Raw genomic sequence first — 12,971 nt, forward strand, 5'->3', positions numbered from 1 at the left:
CTTACCCCCTGAGAATACCACCCGCAGCCGCCACCTCTTCCGGCGTGTCCACATCGAGATGCGCCGCTGGACCGATATCGATATCGATGATCGGCAGGCCGGAACTCTCGATGATGGCGCGTGCCCCTACATCGCCCTGAAGCCCGAGAACCGCATCGTACGCCACGCGGGGCAGGATGACCGGATTTCCTCGCTTCCCACCGGATACCGATCGGATCACCACGTCACCACCGGCCTCCCGAAAGGCTGTGATCAGCATGCTCACGTGCTCGGCGGTCACGCTCGGCATGTCCGCCAGCATCACCAGGATGCCGTCCTTCGATGCAAGCTCCGGATTGGAGAAACCGGCGACCAGGGAGCTTGCGATACCCGACGCGTAATTCGGGTTGAAGCAGCAAGAAATTTCCAGGCCGGCAAGCGCCGCTTCCACGTCCTTGCGGCGATGGCCGGTGACGACGACGACAGGAGAAGCTTGCGAACTCTGCAACATCGTCGCCGTGCGCCGCGCGAGGGGTATGCCGTCGAATTCCGCCAGCAGCTTGTGAAGCCCACCGTTTCCCATGCGCCGGGCCTGGCCTGCCGCCAGCAGCAATGCACCGACCGACAGATCTGCCGTCTTTTCGATGATGGAATCGCGTGGCTTCGGGCGGCTCGCGATTTCCATCAACAGTCCGCCGACTCCCATGCCGGTGATGTCGAATGACGTTACGGCCTCGCCCGCCATCAAGCGGCTCAGCACCCAGTCGAAACCATTCTCTTTCGGAGAACGAGCGCAGCCGGGAGCGCCAAGCACAGGTACCTCGCCGATCCGGCCGAGCACAAGCAGATTGCCCGGATCGACCGGCATGCCGACCTGATGGACTTCTCCACCAGCCCGGCGGATCGCAGCAGGTATGACATCGTCTTTGTCCGCTACGGCGGAAGCGCCGAAGACGACAATCATAGCCGGCCCGCGCGTCTCTTCGGGTTTGAGCTCCAGAAGAACCTCGGTCAGCCGTTCCACTGTATGCGAGATGCGGATTTCCTTCGTCAGGCGGCTACCGGATATCGCAAGGCGCTGTTCCAGAAGTTTGGCCGTCCGATCCATGACCGAGGTCTTCAGCGACGGAAGTTCGGTCGCGATCAATGTCACCGCGCGGGGATGGAAAACCTTCACTTGAAAAGGGACGGCTCCCGACAGCAGAGAAACGGCCTCGGCGACCCCGTCGCCGCTGACGGCCAGAGGAATGATCTTGACGGTTGCCACCATATCGCCTTCCCGCACAGTGACATGGTCGGCAAGACAGGCGAGCGTGATGGCCGGATCGATGCGGTTCAGGGCGTCCACGACCGTCTTGTCGGCCACGAAGAGGCCGTCCGCATTGGCATAGATGTTCACCCGCCCCGTCGCGGCCTCGGAAAAACGCAGATTGTCGGGAGCGATGACATTGGCGATGGCGGCGGCGGCGTGATCCTCCAGCATGTCGCCAGGATCGAGCCGTACGGCTACCACGGACGCCACGCCTTCCTGAGACATCCTGGCGATATCCTCCTTCGACAGGATCTGTCCCTTCGAGATGCGGCCGGAGGGCAACCGGATACTGTGCGCCAGCACCACGCCTTCTGCTTCGCCGAGGTTGAAGGTTCCGTATTTCATCCAGTATCACCCATCAGTGACAAGATCGCGGCGTCGGAAGGCCTGGACGACCTGGGCGAGAGTGGCAAGCGCGATTTCCGCCGGGCTCGCCGCAGCGATGTCCAAGCCGATCGGCGCCGCAATCCGGCCGATCTCTTCGTCGGTCCGCCCCATTTCCTTCAGTCGCTCAACGCGCTTCGCATGTGTCTTGCGGCTCCCGAGCGCTCCGACATAAAAACAGCCGACCCTGAGGGCCTCCGACAGGGCAAAGTCGTCGATCTTCGGGTCGTGCGTGACCGCTGCCAGTGCGGTATAGGCGTCAAGCGGCCGCTCCCTGAGCACGTCTTCCGGCCAATCGGCGATCAGCTCGACACCATCGAAACGCTCCTCTGTCGCAAATGCGGTGCGCGGATCGATGATCGTCAGATCATAGCCAGCGACCGGAGCCAACCGGGCCAGCGCCTGGCTGATATGCACTGCTCCGATCACCACGATACGCGGCGGCGGCAAATGGACGTTGAGGAAAAGCGAGCGCCCGTCGACTTCCGCCATCGCCGCTTTGCCGCTCCGGAACGCTTTGGCGACCTCCTGGCCGAGCGGACCTGGAACGGGTTCACCTTCTAGGATCAACCGCACCGGGCCGCCGGAAAGGTCGGTCGCGACAACGGCGGCCTTGCGGGCTTGCCGAGCGGCGTTGAGCTTTGCGAGCGTTTCGAGCTCCATCAAGCAAGCCTTTCCACATACACCCGGATTTTACCCCCGCAGGAGAGGCCGACGCGCCAGGCTGTCTCGTCGGCCACGCCGAACTCAAGCATCTTCGGGACGCCTGACGTGATAACGTCGAGCGCCTCGGTGATGACGGCTCCTTCAACGCAGCCGCCCGAGACAGAGCCTTCGAAATTGCCTTCGCCGTCGATGACCAGATGGCTGCCCGACGGGCGCGGCGCCGAACCCCATGTCTCGACTACAGTGGCGATAGCAACCTGGCGGCCATCTTCTCTCCAGGTCTGGGCGGTCAGCAACGGATCGAGAATTTCAGATGCAGTCATGCCACCCTCCGTGGATGCATATAGCGGCGCGGGTCCGCCGATTTCGTATGGTCATCCGATAGCGCGATGGCGAGATCGGCAAGCGATTGCAGATTGTGGACAGCCCGGAATTCGTCCACATGCGGCAACATCGCACGAACACCCTGCGCCCTTGCCTCAAAACCCTCGAACCGCAGCAGCGGATTAAGCCAGATCAGCCGCCGGCAGGAACGATGCAGGCGGTCCATTTCCGTTTCCAGTTCCTTGACGCCTTCTCGCTCCAGGCCATCGGTGATCAGCAGCACGACCGCGCCCTGGCCGAGCACCCGGCGCGACCAGAGGCGGTTGAATTCGGAAAGCGTCGCGCCGATCCGTGTGCCGCCGGACCAGTCGCGCACGGCATCAGTACAGCCGGCAAGCGCCTCGTCCGGGTCGCGGCGGCGCATTTGCCGGGTTACATTGGTGAGCCGCGTACCGAACAGGAAGGTGTGGACCCGGGTCCGCCTTTCGGTCAGGGCATGCAGAAAATGCAGAAAGATGCGCGTGTATTGGCTCATCGAGCCGGAGATGTCGGCAAGCACCACAAGAGGCGGCGGCGTCTTCTTGCGCTCCCGAAAGCGCGGAAGGATAAGATCGCCTCCCGTTCGCATCGCCTGGCGCATGCTGGCGCGCGGATCGATGATCGGTGGCCGGTATGATGAGCTGAAGCGACGTGTCTTGACCTCGTCGAGCGGTAGCGCCAGCTTGGCAAGCTCGCGTCGCGCCAGGGCCAGTTCGGCCGCCGTCATCTGGGCAAAATCCATCCGCTTCAGGACTTCGCTGCCGGACGTGGTGAAGCGCGAATCGATCTCGATCTCCGGAGGTGCTTTGCGGGCAGCGCCTTTCGGCTGATCGCTGATCAGTGCATCACCGACCCGCGTCGCGCCGGCTTTCTGCTTTTCTTGCTCATGACGATCAGGCGCCTTGGGCGACATCATCGCAATCATCTTGCCGACAAGGTCCCGCGAGCGCCAGAACAGCCGAAATGCTTCATCGAAGACCGCCTGGTCCTCGTGGCGCTTGACAAAAACGGCCGAGAGCGCGGCATGAAACTCCTCACGCGAGCCAATCCCTATAGCATCGACCGCAACGATCGCGTCGGCGGCTGCGGCCGGCCCCGTCTTCAGCCCGGCGCGACGGAGCACTCTGGAAAAGTAGACAAGATTGTCGGCAAGCCGCCCATCCGGACCTGGTGGAACGACGATGCCGTCCTGCCCTATGCTCGTCATCATGACCTACACCGCCGTCTGCAGTTCCGCCTTCACTTCGGCAAGAACCCGCTCTCCTTCGCCACCTCTGATCCGCGCGATATCGTCCTGATACTTCAGGAGAGTACCCAGCGTATCGGCAATCGTCTCGGGGTCGAGCGCAAGCCGGTCCAGTTCCGTCAACGCCGTCGCCCAGTCGATGGTCTCCGCCACGCCCGGATTCTTGAACAGATCGCGCGTCCTGAGCTTTTGGACATAGGCAACCACCTGACGCGACAGGGTTTCGCCGCATTGCGGAACCTTGCGGCGGATGATCTCAAGCTCCTGCGCCGCGTCCGGGTAATCGACCCAGTGATAGAGACAGCGGCGTTTCAGCGCGTCATGGATCTCGCGGGTTCGATTGGTCGTGATGATGACAATGGGGGGCTCGGAGGCTTTGATCGTGCCTAGCTCGGGGATCGTCACTTGGAAATCGGAAAGCACTTCCAGAAGGAAGGCTTCAAAGGCCTCGTCGGTGCGGTCCAGTTCGTCGATCAGGAATACCGGGGCCGGTTGGCCGGGTTGACCAAGGGCCTGAAGCACCGGGCGGCGGATGAGATGGCGTTCCGAGAAGAGATCGGCCTCCAATCGCTCGCGGCTCTCGATGCCGGTCGCCTCGGACAACCGGATATCCAGCATTTGTGCCGGATAGTTCCATTCGTAAACGGCCGAGGAGATATCGAGGCCTTCGTAACACTGCAGCCGGATCAACGGCCTGCCGAGCGCTTTTGCAAGGGTCTTGGCGATCTCGGTCTTACCGACGCCGGCCTCACCTTCCAGGAAGAGCGGCCGCTTCATCTTGAGCGCCAGGAAGACGACCGTCGCAAGGGACCGACCGGCAAGATAGTCCCCGGCGGCAAGTAGCGCGATTGTCTCGTCGATCGAGGCGGGCAATGTGCCTGATGTTTCGTCCGGCATGACTATACCCTTTCAAACAGCGTTCTAAAGTGTTCGAAAGCCGCGGTCCAGATAGATGAGCGAGGACGCTTCCGGGCCGAAATGGATCGCTTTCACCTCGCCGAACATAACAAAATGTGTGCTTGCCTGCTTGATCTCGGTGACCCGGCAATCGAACGAAACGGTTGCATCGGTCAGGACCGGTGCGCCTGTGAAAAGGGTCTTCCAGCTTCCCAGCGAGAACCTCTCATCGGCCGCTACACCGCTCAGCCCGGCAAAGGCCGTGGCCAGCCCCTGATGGTGAGCCGCCAGCGAATTCAGCGCGAATATGCCGCTCTCGGCGAAGATCGCGTTATTCGCATTGCTGCTGTTCAGACATACCAGCAGGCTCGGCGGATTGTCCGAGACCGAACAGGCGGCGGTCACGGTCACTCCGCGCCTGATCCCGTTGAACTCGGTGGTTACCACCTGAACGTGGCCGGCATACCGGGCCATACCGTTGCGATAAAGGACGGGATCGAGAAAAGGCTGGTCCGTCAAAGGCAGGTCCGTCAAAGGTATCTCCAGGGGCCACGTCCCTTCATCACTCCCCTCGATATGGTAACAAAAACACTTGATGTCCACGGGAGCTGCGGGTTTTTACATCCTATAGCCGATTCTCTTTGACGGCTGCGACGAGAAAGCTAAATGTGGCCCCAAGGGCAAGATCCAAGGAAAAGCATGACAGCACGACGTTTTGTTATCGCCGGAGTGCTAGCTTCGTTTCTGGGATGCGGATCGGCATCGGCTGCGGTGATCGGTGTCGTCGCCCCGCGTTCCGGCCCCTATGCCTCTCTCGGAAACCAGGTTTTTCAAGGTGCGCGCGTTGCGGCCGAAGCCACGGGCGACACGATCATCGAGATCGATGAGATCTGTGAGGAAAGCGGCGGCGTCAAGGCGGCCCGCAGTCTCGCCGAGGCCAAGGCCGTTGCCGCGATAGGCTTCCTTTGCGTCGAGACGCTCACCACTGCCCTGCCTCACCTGAAGGCAGCCCGGATTCCCGCTGTCAGCATTTCCGTGCGCTCCAAGATTCTGATGGAGGACACGCTGCGCAATGGCTGGCCTTTCTACCGGATGGCTCCGGTCGAAGGCGACGAAACGGAAAAGCTCTCGGAAATCATCCTTGATCTGTGGAAAGCAGAGCCGATCGCATTTGTCGAAGACGGCACGATTTATGGACGCGAGCTCGCAGGTGCCATCCGCCAGAAACTCGAACCGGCCGGCATGACGCCGGTCTTTTCCGACACTTTCCGGCCAGGTCAGGAGCAACAGGTGGCACTGGTACGTCGTGTCGCCAAGGCGGGAGCGACCCACGTCTTCGTCGGCGGCGATCGCAACGATGCGGCAATTATCGCCCGCGATGCCGCGTCGGAGAATCTCCAGTTGGTCCTTCTGGGCGGCGACGCCCTGAGAGCTGCAAACCGCCCGGTGCCCCTCCGCGAGGGCGTTCTTGCGGTCGCCCTTCCCGACTACGCCGCGCTACCTTCAGCCGCCGCCGCCGTTGGGGCTTTCCGGGCGAAAAACATCGATCCGGACGGATACATGCTGCCCTCCTACGCGGCCGTAGAGCTTGTTCACCAGGCAGTTTCCAAATCGGGAAACCGGCCCTTGGTTGAGGCTGTCGGCAATGGCTCGTTCAATACCGCGATCGGTCCGATCGCCTTCGACGAGGGGCATGAACTTACCGAAAACCCGTTCCGCCTGCTCGAATGGCGGGGGACATCTTTCGTTCTGGCCCATCCTGCGACCGAGTAGCGATTGTTCCACCAATCGGCTGGTGCTAAGGGTCGCGGAAAACTTGGAGACCTCCGCCTGATGACCCTGCCGATCCGCATTGCACCGTCCATTCTCGCCGCCGATTTCTCCAAGCTCGGGCAGGAGGTGCGCGACGCCGTCGAAGCGGGGGCGGATTGGGTGCATCTCGACGTCATGGACGGGCATTTCGTGCCGAACATCTCGTTCGGACCCGACGTGATCAAATCGCTGCGGCCCTACACCTCCGCGTTCTTCGACTGCCACCTGATGATCTCCCCCGCCGATCCCTATCTCGAGGCCTTTGCCAAGGCAGGCTGTGACGGCATTACCGTGCATGTCGAAGCGGGGCCCCACTTACACCGTTCGCTGCAGACGATCCGCGCTCTCGGCAAGAAGGTAGGCGTCACTCTCAATCCCGCAACATCGCTTGCTGCGATAGAGAATGTGCTCGATGACGTCGATTTGATCCTGATAATGAGCGTCAACCCTGGCTTCGGCGGCCAAAAATTCATCCCGGCAATGGCGGAAAAGATTCGCGCCGCCAAGGCCTTGATCGGTGACAGGCCGATCGAGCTCGAAGTCGACGGCGGCATTACAGCCGACACCATCGGCGCCGCGACAGCAGCCGGCGCCAATGTCTTCGTTGCCGGTTCGGCGGTTTACAAAGGCGACGGAATCGCGGCCTATCGGGAGAATATTACGCAGCTCAAGGCTGCCGCGGAGAATGGACGCAAATGATGTCTCGCTTGCGGTATTTGGTATTGGCATGCGCTGCAATGCTCTTCGCAGAAACAACATCTGCAGCCGATATCGCCAGCATTCAGCCGATCGGCTTCTCTGCCGATGGTCAGACATTTGCGTATGAAGAATACGGCATCCATGATGGATCCGGCTTTCCCTATGCGAATATCTATGTCCTCGACCTCGCAAACGATACCTTTCTTCCTGGAACACCGTTTCGAGTGCGTCTGGAGCAGGACGATGCGACAATCGCAAAGGCTCGCTGGCGTGTCCACAACGAAGCCGGAACAGTGATCGAGAGTTACGAGCTTGCCAATCACCCCGGGGAACTTGTTGCCTTCAACCCTGTCACGGAGGTTGACGCAGACCCGCACCGGCTGCGCTATTTGAGCGTCGCGGCGCTCCCGGCGGTCGGCAAGCAGAACACGCTGGTGCTCGAGGAACTCCCGCAGTCTCTCGATCCACGTTGCGAAGGCCTCATAACCCGAACCGTTGCCTTCCGCCTTCGTTTTACCGAGCGAAATGGGATGCCGGTTAACGAAACCATGCATGAGGATCAACACATTCCTGTTTCCCGTAACTGCGTCAGCGGCTATCGGCTGGGTGGGATCGTCAGCGGATCTGCAGGGAGAAGCACTCCCGTGGAAGTAGCTCTGGTCATGGTTTTGAGCGCCGGCTTCGAAGGGCAGGACGGTCGCTGGATTGCCGTCCCACTGAATACGCCTCGCTGATCCTCCAGTCACTGGCTGGAAAACTTGAGCTTGCGCGCGCTTCTTGCTACAGCGGCGCCAATACTCTTTTAGGAAACCGAAAGCCCATGATCCCCCGTTATTCGCGGCCCGAAATGGTCGCCATCTGGTCGCCCGAAACCAAGTATCGCATCTGGTTCGAAATCGAGGCGCATGCTTGCGATGCTCTGGCCGCAATCGGCGTGATCCCCAAGTCGGCGGCAGAGACCATTTGGGAAAAAGGTGGCAAGGCGGAATTCAGTGTCGCTCGCATCGACGAGATCGAGGCGGTCACCAAACATGACGTCATCGCCTTTCTGACGCATCTTGCGGAGTTCGTGGGGCCGGACAGCCGTTTCGTGCACCAGGGCATGACCTCGTCCGACGTCCTCGACACCTGCTTCAACGTGCAACTCGTCCGCGCGACCGACCTGCTGCTCGCGGATATCGACAAGCTGCTCGAAGCGTTGAAACGCCGCGCATTCGAGCACAAGGACACGGTCACCATCGGCCGCAGCCACGGCATTCACGCAGAGCCCACGACCTTCGGCGTCAAACTCGCCCAGGCTTATGCCGAATTCGACCGGAACAAGACCCGGCTCCTCGAAGCGCGCGATGAGATCGCCACCTGCGCGATCTCGGGAGCAGTCGGTACCTTTGCCAATATCGATCCACGGGTCGAGGAGCATGTCGCAGCTGCGATGGGCCTGAAGCCGGAACCGGTTTCGACGCAGGTTATTCCGCGTGACCGGCACGCCATGTATTTCGCTATCCTCGGGGTTATCGCCTCGTCGATCGAACGCCTGGCGATCGAGGTCCGCCACCTGCAGCGCACCGAAGTGCTCGAAGCCGAGGAATATTTCTCGCCGGGCCAGAAGGGGTCTTCGGCCATGCCGCACAAACGCAATCCGGTGCTGACGGAGAACCTGACCGGTCTCGCCCGTATGGTGCGCTCCTACGCGCTGCCGGCCATGGAAAACGTGGCGCTCTGGCACGAGCGGGACATCTCCCACTCGTCCGTCGAACGCATGATCGGCCCGGACGCGACTGTTACGCTCGATTTCGCACTGGCGCGCATGACCAGCGTCATCGACAAACTGCTCGTCTATCCCGAGAACATGATGAAGAATATGAACAAGTTCCGCGGACTTGTTCATTCTCAGCGGGTGCTGCTTGCCCTTACGCAAGCTGGTGTTTCACGCGAGGATGCCTACCGCCTCGTGCAGCGCAACGCCATGAAGGTTTGGGAAGAAGGCAAGGACTTTCTCGAAGAGCTGCTTGGCGACCAAGAGGTCCGCGCAGCGCTTAGCGAGGACGATATCCGCGAAAAATTCGATCTTGGCTATCACACCAAACACGTGGATACGATCTTCAACCGTGTCTTTGGCTGATAGCTGAGCCGGCCGCCTTCAATAAAGCCCCTGGCCGCAGAGCTGCGGCCAGGGGCTTTTTTTCATCTTTCCGCCGGGATCGAAGAAGGTACCACGAGTTTGCGATAGAGGTGCCAGGTCGAATGACCGAGGATCGGCATAATCACCGCCAGCCCCGCGAAGATCGGGATCGTCCCGATCACCAGCAAAGCAGCGACGATCAGCCCCCACAGGGCAACCGGCACCGGGTTGGCAATTGTCGCCCGCACGCTCGTGTCGATCGCGGCCGCTGCCCCGACGTCCCGGTCGAGCATCAGTGGGAAAGCAACCACCGTCGTCGCCAGAACCACCACTGCGAAAAGGAAACCGGTCAGATTTCCCCACAATATCAGCGCCATGCCTTGAGGAGTCGTCATGACCTCGTTGAAGAAGGCCGAGATCGAGGTTGGCGGCACATCGCCGAAATAAGCGGCGTAGATCGACTGCGCGACCAGAAGCCAGGATATAAAAAGCACGAACAGGAAAAAGCCGACCGCCAGAATGGACGGCAGCGCCGGCGAGCGCCGTACACTGAAGGCATGCTGCCACGAACTGTCTTCGCCAGCTTCGCGTCGACGGCTGATTTCGTAGAGGCCGAGCGCCGCCAGCGGTCCGAGCAGGGCAAAACCCGACATCAGCGGGAAAAGCAGCGGCAGCAGATTGGCACCAGTGCTCCAGGCCATCAGAAACACGCCGGCGAGTGGATAGATCAGACATAAGAACACGTAGTGCGATGGCTTTTCGCGAAAATCGCTCCAGCCCATTCTGAGCGCGTCGGTGATGTCGGCAATGCCGATCTTTCGGATTGCCGGGCGCGCAAAACCGCTGTCTGCTCCGGCCATGATGTGAAACGCCGTCATAGAGTTCTCCTCCTCAGCCTAGCTATCCGCACGCTGCAGGAGCCAAGATGACCGCAGCGGCATTTCTCACATGTGAGCCCGCAAGGGAAACGGGATCAGAGGTGCACCAGTCCGATCGGCGAGCGACATACGTTCGGCCAAGAAGAGCCGACACGCTTCGCAAGGTAACCGGCACCATTATCCTAGCAAATTTTTCAACGCGTGTCCCGTATCACCTTGACTTCGACCATTTTGCTACTCAAATCGCGTCCTCATGAAAGCGTCTGAAGCCGATATCCTGATTATCCCGGGCTATACCAATTCCGGTCCCCACCACTGGCAGAGCCGTTGGGAGGCCAAGCTCAAGACAGCCCGACGCGTTGAACAGGCGGAGTGGTCGAAGCCGGTGCGGGACGATTGGGTTGCTCGCGTCGCCGAAGAGGTCAACGCCTCCAGCCGTCCCGTGGTGCTGGTGGCCCATTCGCTCGGGATCCCATCTGTGATCCACGCGATTCCGTATTTCAGAAAGACGATCGCAGGCGCTTTTTTCGTGGCACCGCCCGAAGTCGACAATCCAGCCATACGGCCCAAACACCTGATGACATTTGGCCCCTATCCGCGCGATCCCCTTCCCTTTCCGTCCTTGACGGTCGCCAGCCGCAATGATCCCTTCGGCTCATTCGAACATGCCGACGACATTGCCTCCGCGTGGGGTTCACTGCTCGTTGATGCGGGCTACGCCGGGCATATCAACACCGAGTCCGGCCACGGACCATGGCCGGAAGGAACGATGGTATTTGCCCAGTTCTTGAGCCGCTTGAGGCCCATGGAAACGAATTGAAGGACGCCCCCGGAAATTTCGGGGTGCTGCAAGAAGACCTGGCGGCTGCGAGATTTCAGCCCATATCGCCAAGAAGCCGCGCCGGGTCGGCGCGGCTTTGCCCTCGGCTGAGGAAATGAGACTTACTGCTCTTCGATCTGCTTTACAGCGTCAGCGAGCAGATCGATCATTTTCACACGAATATCCTGGTCGGAGACGGAGATACCAGCCGCGTCGAAATCGCCCCGCAACTTGCGGAAAACATCCTCGTCACCGGCCTCTTCGAAATCGGCCACGACCACTTCCTTCGCGTAGGCTTCTGCGTCAGCTTTGCCGAGCAGACCGGCAGCCCACAGGCCGACGAGCTTGTTGCGGCGGGCGAGCGCCTTGAACTTCAGCTCCTGATCGTGGGCGAACTTGTTTTCGAAGGCTTTTTCGCGATCGCTGATGCCGCTCATTTCGGGTCTCCCAAGCTGGACTTTTGCCCCGCCCCCTTAATCAAAAGAGGAGCAAAGCGCAATTGGCCGATATCGATTCAGGTTCGTTGCAAAGCGAAAATCCCGATGCAAAATTGACAGAAACAAGTTTCTCCCTGCGCGAGAAGCCTGTTGTCGCAGGTGGCCAACAGAAACGCCTGCCGGCCTGCGCCGAAATCATGACGCAATTTGGTGGCTATGTCCTGTGGAACTTTATGGTCGAGGGTCGAAAGGCCGGGTGGCACCGGCCAGACCGCCAGGTACGCCAGGCGATACCCGACAAAGACCCAATCGGAGCGCGAAGAGCGTGCATCATGCCCCTGCTTTTCTTGTTTATCGCCGCCTTTTTACGCGGCACTCGCGATGACTGAAGTACAAGCTTCAGGAATCCCTGTACTCTGATCGGCAGATGATTCCCGATAGCGCTTTGCGCAACACCCTCGCCCCATAAAGCTTTTGGAGGCCCGCATTGTGAAACGCTTTCTTTTCCGATAAGGGACCGCTCAAACATCATCCATCGCGCCCGCGAGCGGCGCCAACAACGAGACAAGAAACTATGAACCGTCGCCGCCGTATCTACGAAGGCAAGGCCAAGATCCTGTATGAAGGCCCTGAGCCGGGCACGCTGATCCAGTTTTTCAAGGACGATGCCACCGCCTTCAACAAGAAGAAACATGACGTCATCGACGGCAAGGGCGTACTCAACAACCGTATCTCCGAGTACATCTTCACCCATCTGAACAAGATCGGCATTCCGACGCATTTCATCCGCCGGCTGAACATGCGCGAGCAGCTGATCAAGGAAGTGGAGATAATTCCCCTCGAGATCGTCGTGCGCAATGTTGCCGCCGGATCGCTTTCGAGCAGGCTCGGTATCGAAGAGGGCACGGTCCTGCCCCGCTCGATCATCGAATTCTACTACAAGTCCGATGCGCTCGCTGATCCGATGGTCTCCGAGGAGCATATCACCGCATTCGGCTGGGCGAACCCTGCCGAGCTGGACGATATCATGGCGCTCGCCATTCGCGTCAACGACTTCCTCTCCGGTCTGTTCCTCGGCGTCGGGATACAGCTCGTCGACTTCAAGATCGAATGCGGCCGCCTCTTCGAGGGCGACATGATGCGCATCATCCTCGCCGATGAAATCTCGCCGGACAGCTGCCGCCTCTGGGATATCGAGACCCGGGAGAAGATGGACAAGGATCGTTTCCGCCGCGATATGGGCGGTCTTTTGGAAGCCTATTCGGAAGTAGCGCGCCGTCTCGGCATCATCAATGAAAACGAGCCGATCCGGGGCACGGGTCCGGTTCTGGTCAAGTAAACTCGGGGGTTAGATCA

15 protein-coding genes are annotated in these 12,971 nt (G+C 60.3%); 7 read left to right on the top strand and 8 right to left on the bottom strand.

Annotated features, from left to right (window positions below; translation table 11 throughout):
• Nucleotide 1: 1 nt before the first annotated feature.
• From C5L13_RS06740 to C5L13_RS06765, 6 genes are read right to left on the bottom strand one after another with little or no spacing between them, the layout of a single operon-like run.
• Nucleotides 2-1,636, bottom strand: a complete 1,635-nt coding sequence (locus tag C5L13_RS06740; RefSeq protein WP_105382475.1) for an NTP transferase domain-containing protein — start codon at nucleotides 1,634-1,636, stop codon at nucleotides 2-4.
• A 6-nt stretch (nucleotides 1,637-1,642) separates the two neighbouring features.
• Nucleotides 1,643-2,338: an XdhC family protein gene (locus C5L13_RS06745; RefSeq protein WP_105382476.1), complete on the bottom strand. Its 696-nt coding sequence runs from the start codon at nucleotides 2,336-2,338 to the stop codon at nucleotides 1,643-1,645.
• Nucleotides 2,338-2,664, bottom strand: a complete 327-nt coding sequence (locus C5L13_RS06750; RefSeq protein ID WP_105382477.1) for an XdhC family protein — start codon at nucleotides 2,662-2,664, stop codon at nucleotides 2,338-2,340. Before C5L13_RS06750 ends, C5L13_RS06745 begins: the two co-directional genes overlap by 1 nt.
• The gene (locus tag C5L13_RS06755; RefSeq protein ID WP_205836813.1) at nucleotides 2,661-3,911 is read right to left on the bottom strand and encodes a vWA domain-containing protein; all 1,251 of its coding nucleotides are present in this window, start codon (nucleotides 3,909-3,911) and stop codon (nucleotides 2,661-2,663) included. The genes C5L13_RS06750 and C5L13_RS06755 overlap by 4 nt, the downstream gene beginning before the upstream one ends.
• Before the next feature lie 6 nt (nucleotides 3,912-3,917).
• On the bottom strand, nucleotides 3,918-4,847 hold the full coding sequence (locus C5L13_RS06760; protein WP_105382479.1) for an AAA family ATPase: 930 nt from the start codon (nucleotides 4,845-4,847) through the stop codon (nucleotides 3,918-3,920).
• A gap of 24 nt (nucleotides 4,848-4,871) precedes the next feature.
• On the bottom strand, nucleotides 4,872-5,372 hold the full coding sequence (locus C5L13_RS06765; RefSeq protein WP_105382651.1) for a flavin reductase: 501 nt from the start codon (nucleotides 5,370-5,372) through the stop codon (nucleotides 4,872-4,874).
• A gap of 174 nt (nucleotides 5,373-5,546) precedes the next feature.
• Here C5L13_RS06765 and C5L13_RS06770 point away from each other — a divergent pair, with 174 nt between their 5' ends.
• The 4 genes from C5L13_RS06770 (at nucleotide 5,547) to purB (ending at nucleotide 9,480) form a co-directional block, all read left to right on the top strand.
• Nucleotides 5,547-6,620 (top strand): ABC transporter substrate-binding protein, encoded by a 1,074-nt coding sequence (locus tag C5L13_RS06770; RefSeq protein ID WP_158693403.1) that lies wholly within the window; start codon nucleotides 5,547-5,549, stop codon nucleotides 6,618-6,620.
• A gap of 60 nt (nucleotides 6,621-6,680) precedes the next feature.
• Nucleotides 6,681-7,358, top strand: coding sequence for a ribulose-phosphate 3-epimerase (gene rpe, locus C5L13_RS06775; protein ID WP_105382481.1), 678 nt, complete (start codon nucleotides 6,681-6,683; stop codon nucleotides 7,356-7,358).
• Nucleotides 7,359-7,396: 38 nt separating this feature from the next.
• On the top strand, nucleotides 7,397-8,092 hold the full coding sequence (locus C5L13_RS06780) for a DUF2259 domain-containing protein (protein WP_158693404.1): 696 nt from the start codon (nucleotides 7,397-7,399) through the stop codon (nucleotides 8,090-8,092).
• Between the two features lie 86 nt (nucleotides 8,093-8,178).
• The gene (gene purB, locus C5L13_RS06785; protein ID WP_105382483.1) at nucleotides 8,179-9,480 is read left to right on the top strand and encodes an adenylosuccinate lyase; all 1,302 of its coding nucleotides are present in this window, start codon (nucleotides 8,179-8,181) and stop codon (nucleotides 9,478-9,480) included.
• Between the two features lie 62 nt (nucleotides 9,481-9,542).
• On the opposite strand, the gene C5L13_RS06790 is transcribed toward purB, so the two are convergent.
• Nucleotides 9,543-10,358, bottom strand: coding sequence for a DUF2189 domain-containing protein (locus C5L13_RS06790; RefSeq protein ID WP_105382484.1), 816 nt, complete (start codon nucleotides 10,356-10,358; stop codon nucleotides 9,543-9,545).
• Nucleotides 10,359-10,611: 253 nt separating this feature from the next.
• Here C5L13_RS06790 and C5L13_RS06795 point away from each other — a divergent pair, with 253 nt between their 5' ends.
• A complete protein-coding gene (locus C5L13_RS06795) occupies nucleotides 10,612-11,178 on the top strand; it encodes an RBBP9/YdeN family alpha/beta hydrolase (RefSeq protein WP_105382485.1) in 567 nt (188 codons plus the stop codon).
• A 122-nt stretch (nucleotides 11,179-11,300) separates the two neighbouring features.
• On the opposite strand, the gene C5L13_RS06800 is transcribed toward C5L13_RS06795, so the two are convergent.
• Entirely contained in the window at nucleotides 11,301-11,615 is a 315-nt protein-coding gene (locus C5L13_RS06800) for a DUF1476 domain-containing protein (RefSeq protein ID WP_105382486.1), read from the bottom strand.
• A 62-nt stretch (nucleotides 11,616-11,677) separates the two neighbouring features.
• Here C5L13_RS06800 and C5L13_RS06805 point away from each other — a divergent pair, with 62 nt between their 5' ends.
• Together C5L13_RS06805 and purC are read left to right on the top strand one after the other, a co-directional pair.
• Nucleotides 11,678-12,004, top strand: coding sequence for a hypothetical protein (locus C5L13_RS06805; protein WP_105382487.1), 327 nt, complete (start codon nucleotides 11,678-11,680; stop codon nucleotides 12,002-12,004).
• A 185-nt stretch (nucleotides 12,005-12,189) separates the two neighbouring features.
• On the top strand, nucleotides 12,190-12,954 hold the full coding sequence (gene purC, locus C5L13_RS06810) for a phosphoribosylaminoimidazolesuccinocarboxamide synthase (protein ID WP_105370004.1): 765 nt from the start codon (nucleotides 12,190-12,192) through the stop codon (nucleotides 12,952-12,954).
• The last annotated feature ends 17 nt before the right edge of the window (nucleotides 12,955-12,971 follow it).

Source organism: Neorhizobium alkalisoli, assembly GCF_002968635.1.
GTDB lineage: Bacteria > Pseudomonadota > Alphaproteobacteria > Rhizobiales > Rhizobiaceae > Neorhizobium > Neorhizobium alkalisoli.

Coding starts and splice junctions, on each gene's coding strand:
- C5L13_RS06740 (WP_105382475.1), bottom strand. CDS start 1,636: ATGAAATACGGAACCTTCAACCTCGGCGAAGCAGAAGGCGTGGTGCTG.
- C5L13_RS06745 (WP_105382476.1), bottom strand. CDS start 2,338: ATGGAGCTCGAAACGCTCGCAAAGCTCAACGCCGCTCGGCAAGCCCGC.
- C5L13_RS06750 (WP_105382477.1), bottom strand. CDS start 2,664: ATGACTGCATCTGAAATTCTCGATCCGTTGCTGACCGCCCAGACCTGG.
- C5L13_RS06755 (WP_205836813.1), bottom strand. CDS start 3,911: ATGACGAGCATAGGGCAGGACGGCATCGTCGTTCCACCAGGTCCGGAT.
- C5L13_RS06760 (WP_105382479.1), bottom strand. CDS start 4,847: ATGCCGGACGAAACATCAGGCACATTGCCCGCCTCGATCGACGAGACA.
- C5L13_RS06770 (WP_158693403.1), top strand. CDS start 5,547: ATGACAGCACGACGTTTTGTTATCGCCGGAGTGCTAGCTTCGTTTCTG.
- rpe (WP_105382481.1), top strand. CDS start 6,681: ATGACCCTGCCGATCCGCATTGCACCGTCCATTCTCGCCGCCGATTTC.
- C5L13_RS06780 (WP_158693404.1), top strand. CDS start 7,397: ATGCTCTTCGCAGAAACAACATCTGCAGCCGATATCGCCAGCATTCAG.
- purB (WP_105382483.1), top strand. CDS start 8,179: ATGATCCCCCGTTATTCGCGGCCCGAAATGGTCGCCATCTGGTCGCCC.
- C5L13_RS06790 (WP_105382484.1), bottom strand. CDS start 10,358: ATGACGGCGTTTCACATCATGGCCGGAGCAGACAGCGGTTTTGCGCGC.
- C5L13_RS06795 (WP_105382485.1), top strand. CDS start 10,612: ATGAAAGCGTCTGAAGCCGATATCCTGATTATCCCGGGCTATACCAAT.
- C5L13_RS06800 (WP_105382486.1), bottom strand. CDS start 11,615: ATGAGCGGCATCAGCGATCGCGAAAAAGCCTTCGAAAACAAGTTCGCC.
- purC (WP_105370004.1), top strand. CDS start 12,190: ATGAACCGTCGCCGCCGTATCTACGAAGGCAAGGCCAAGATCCTGTAT.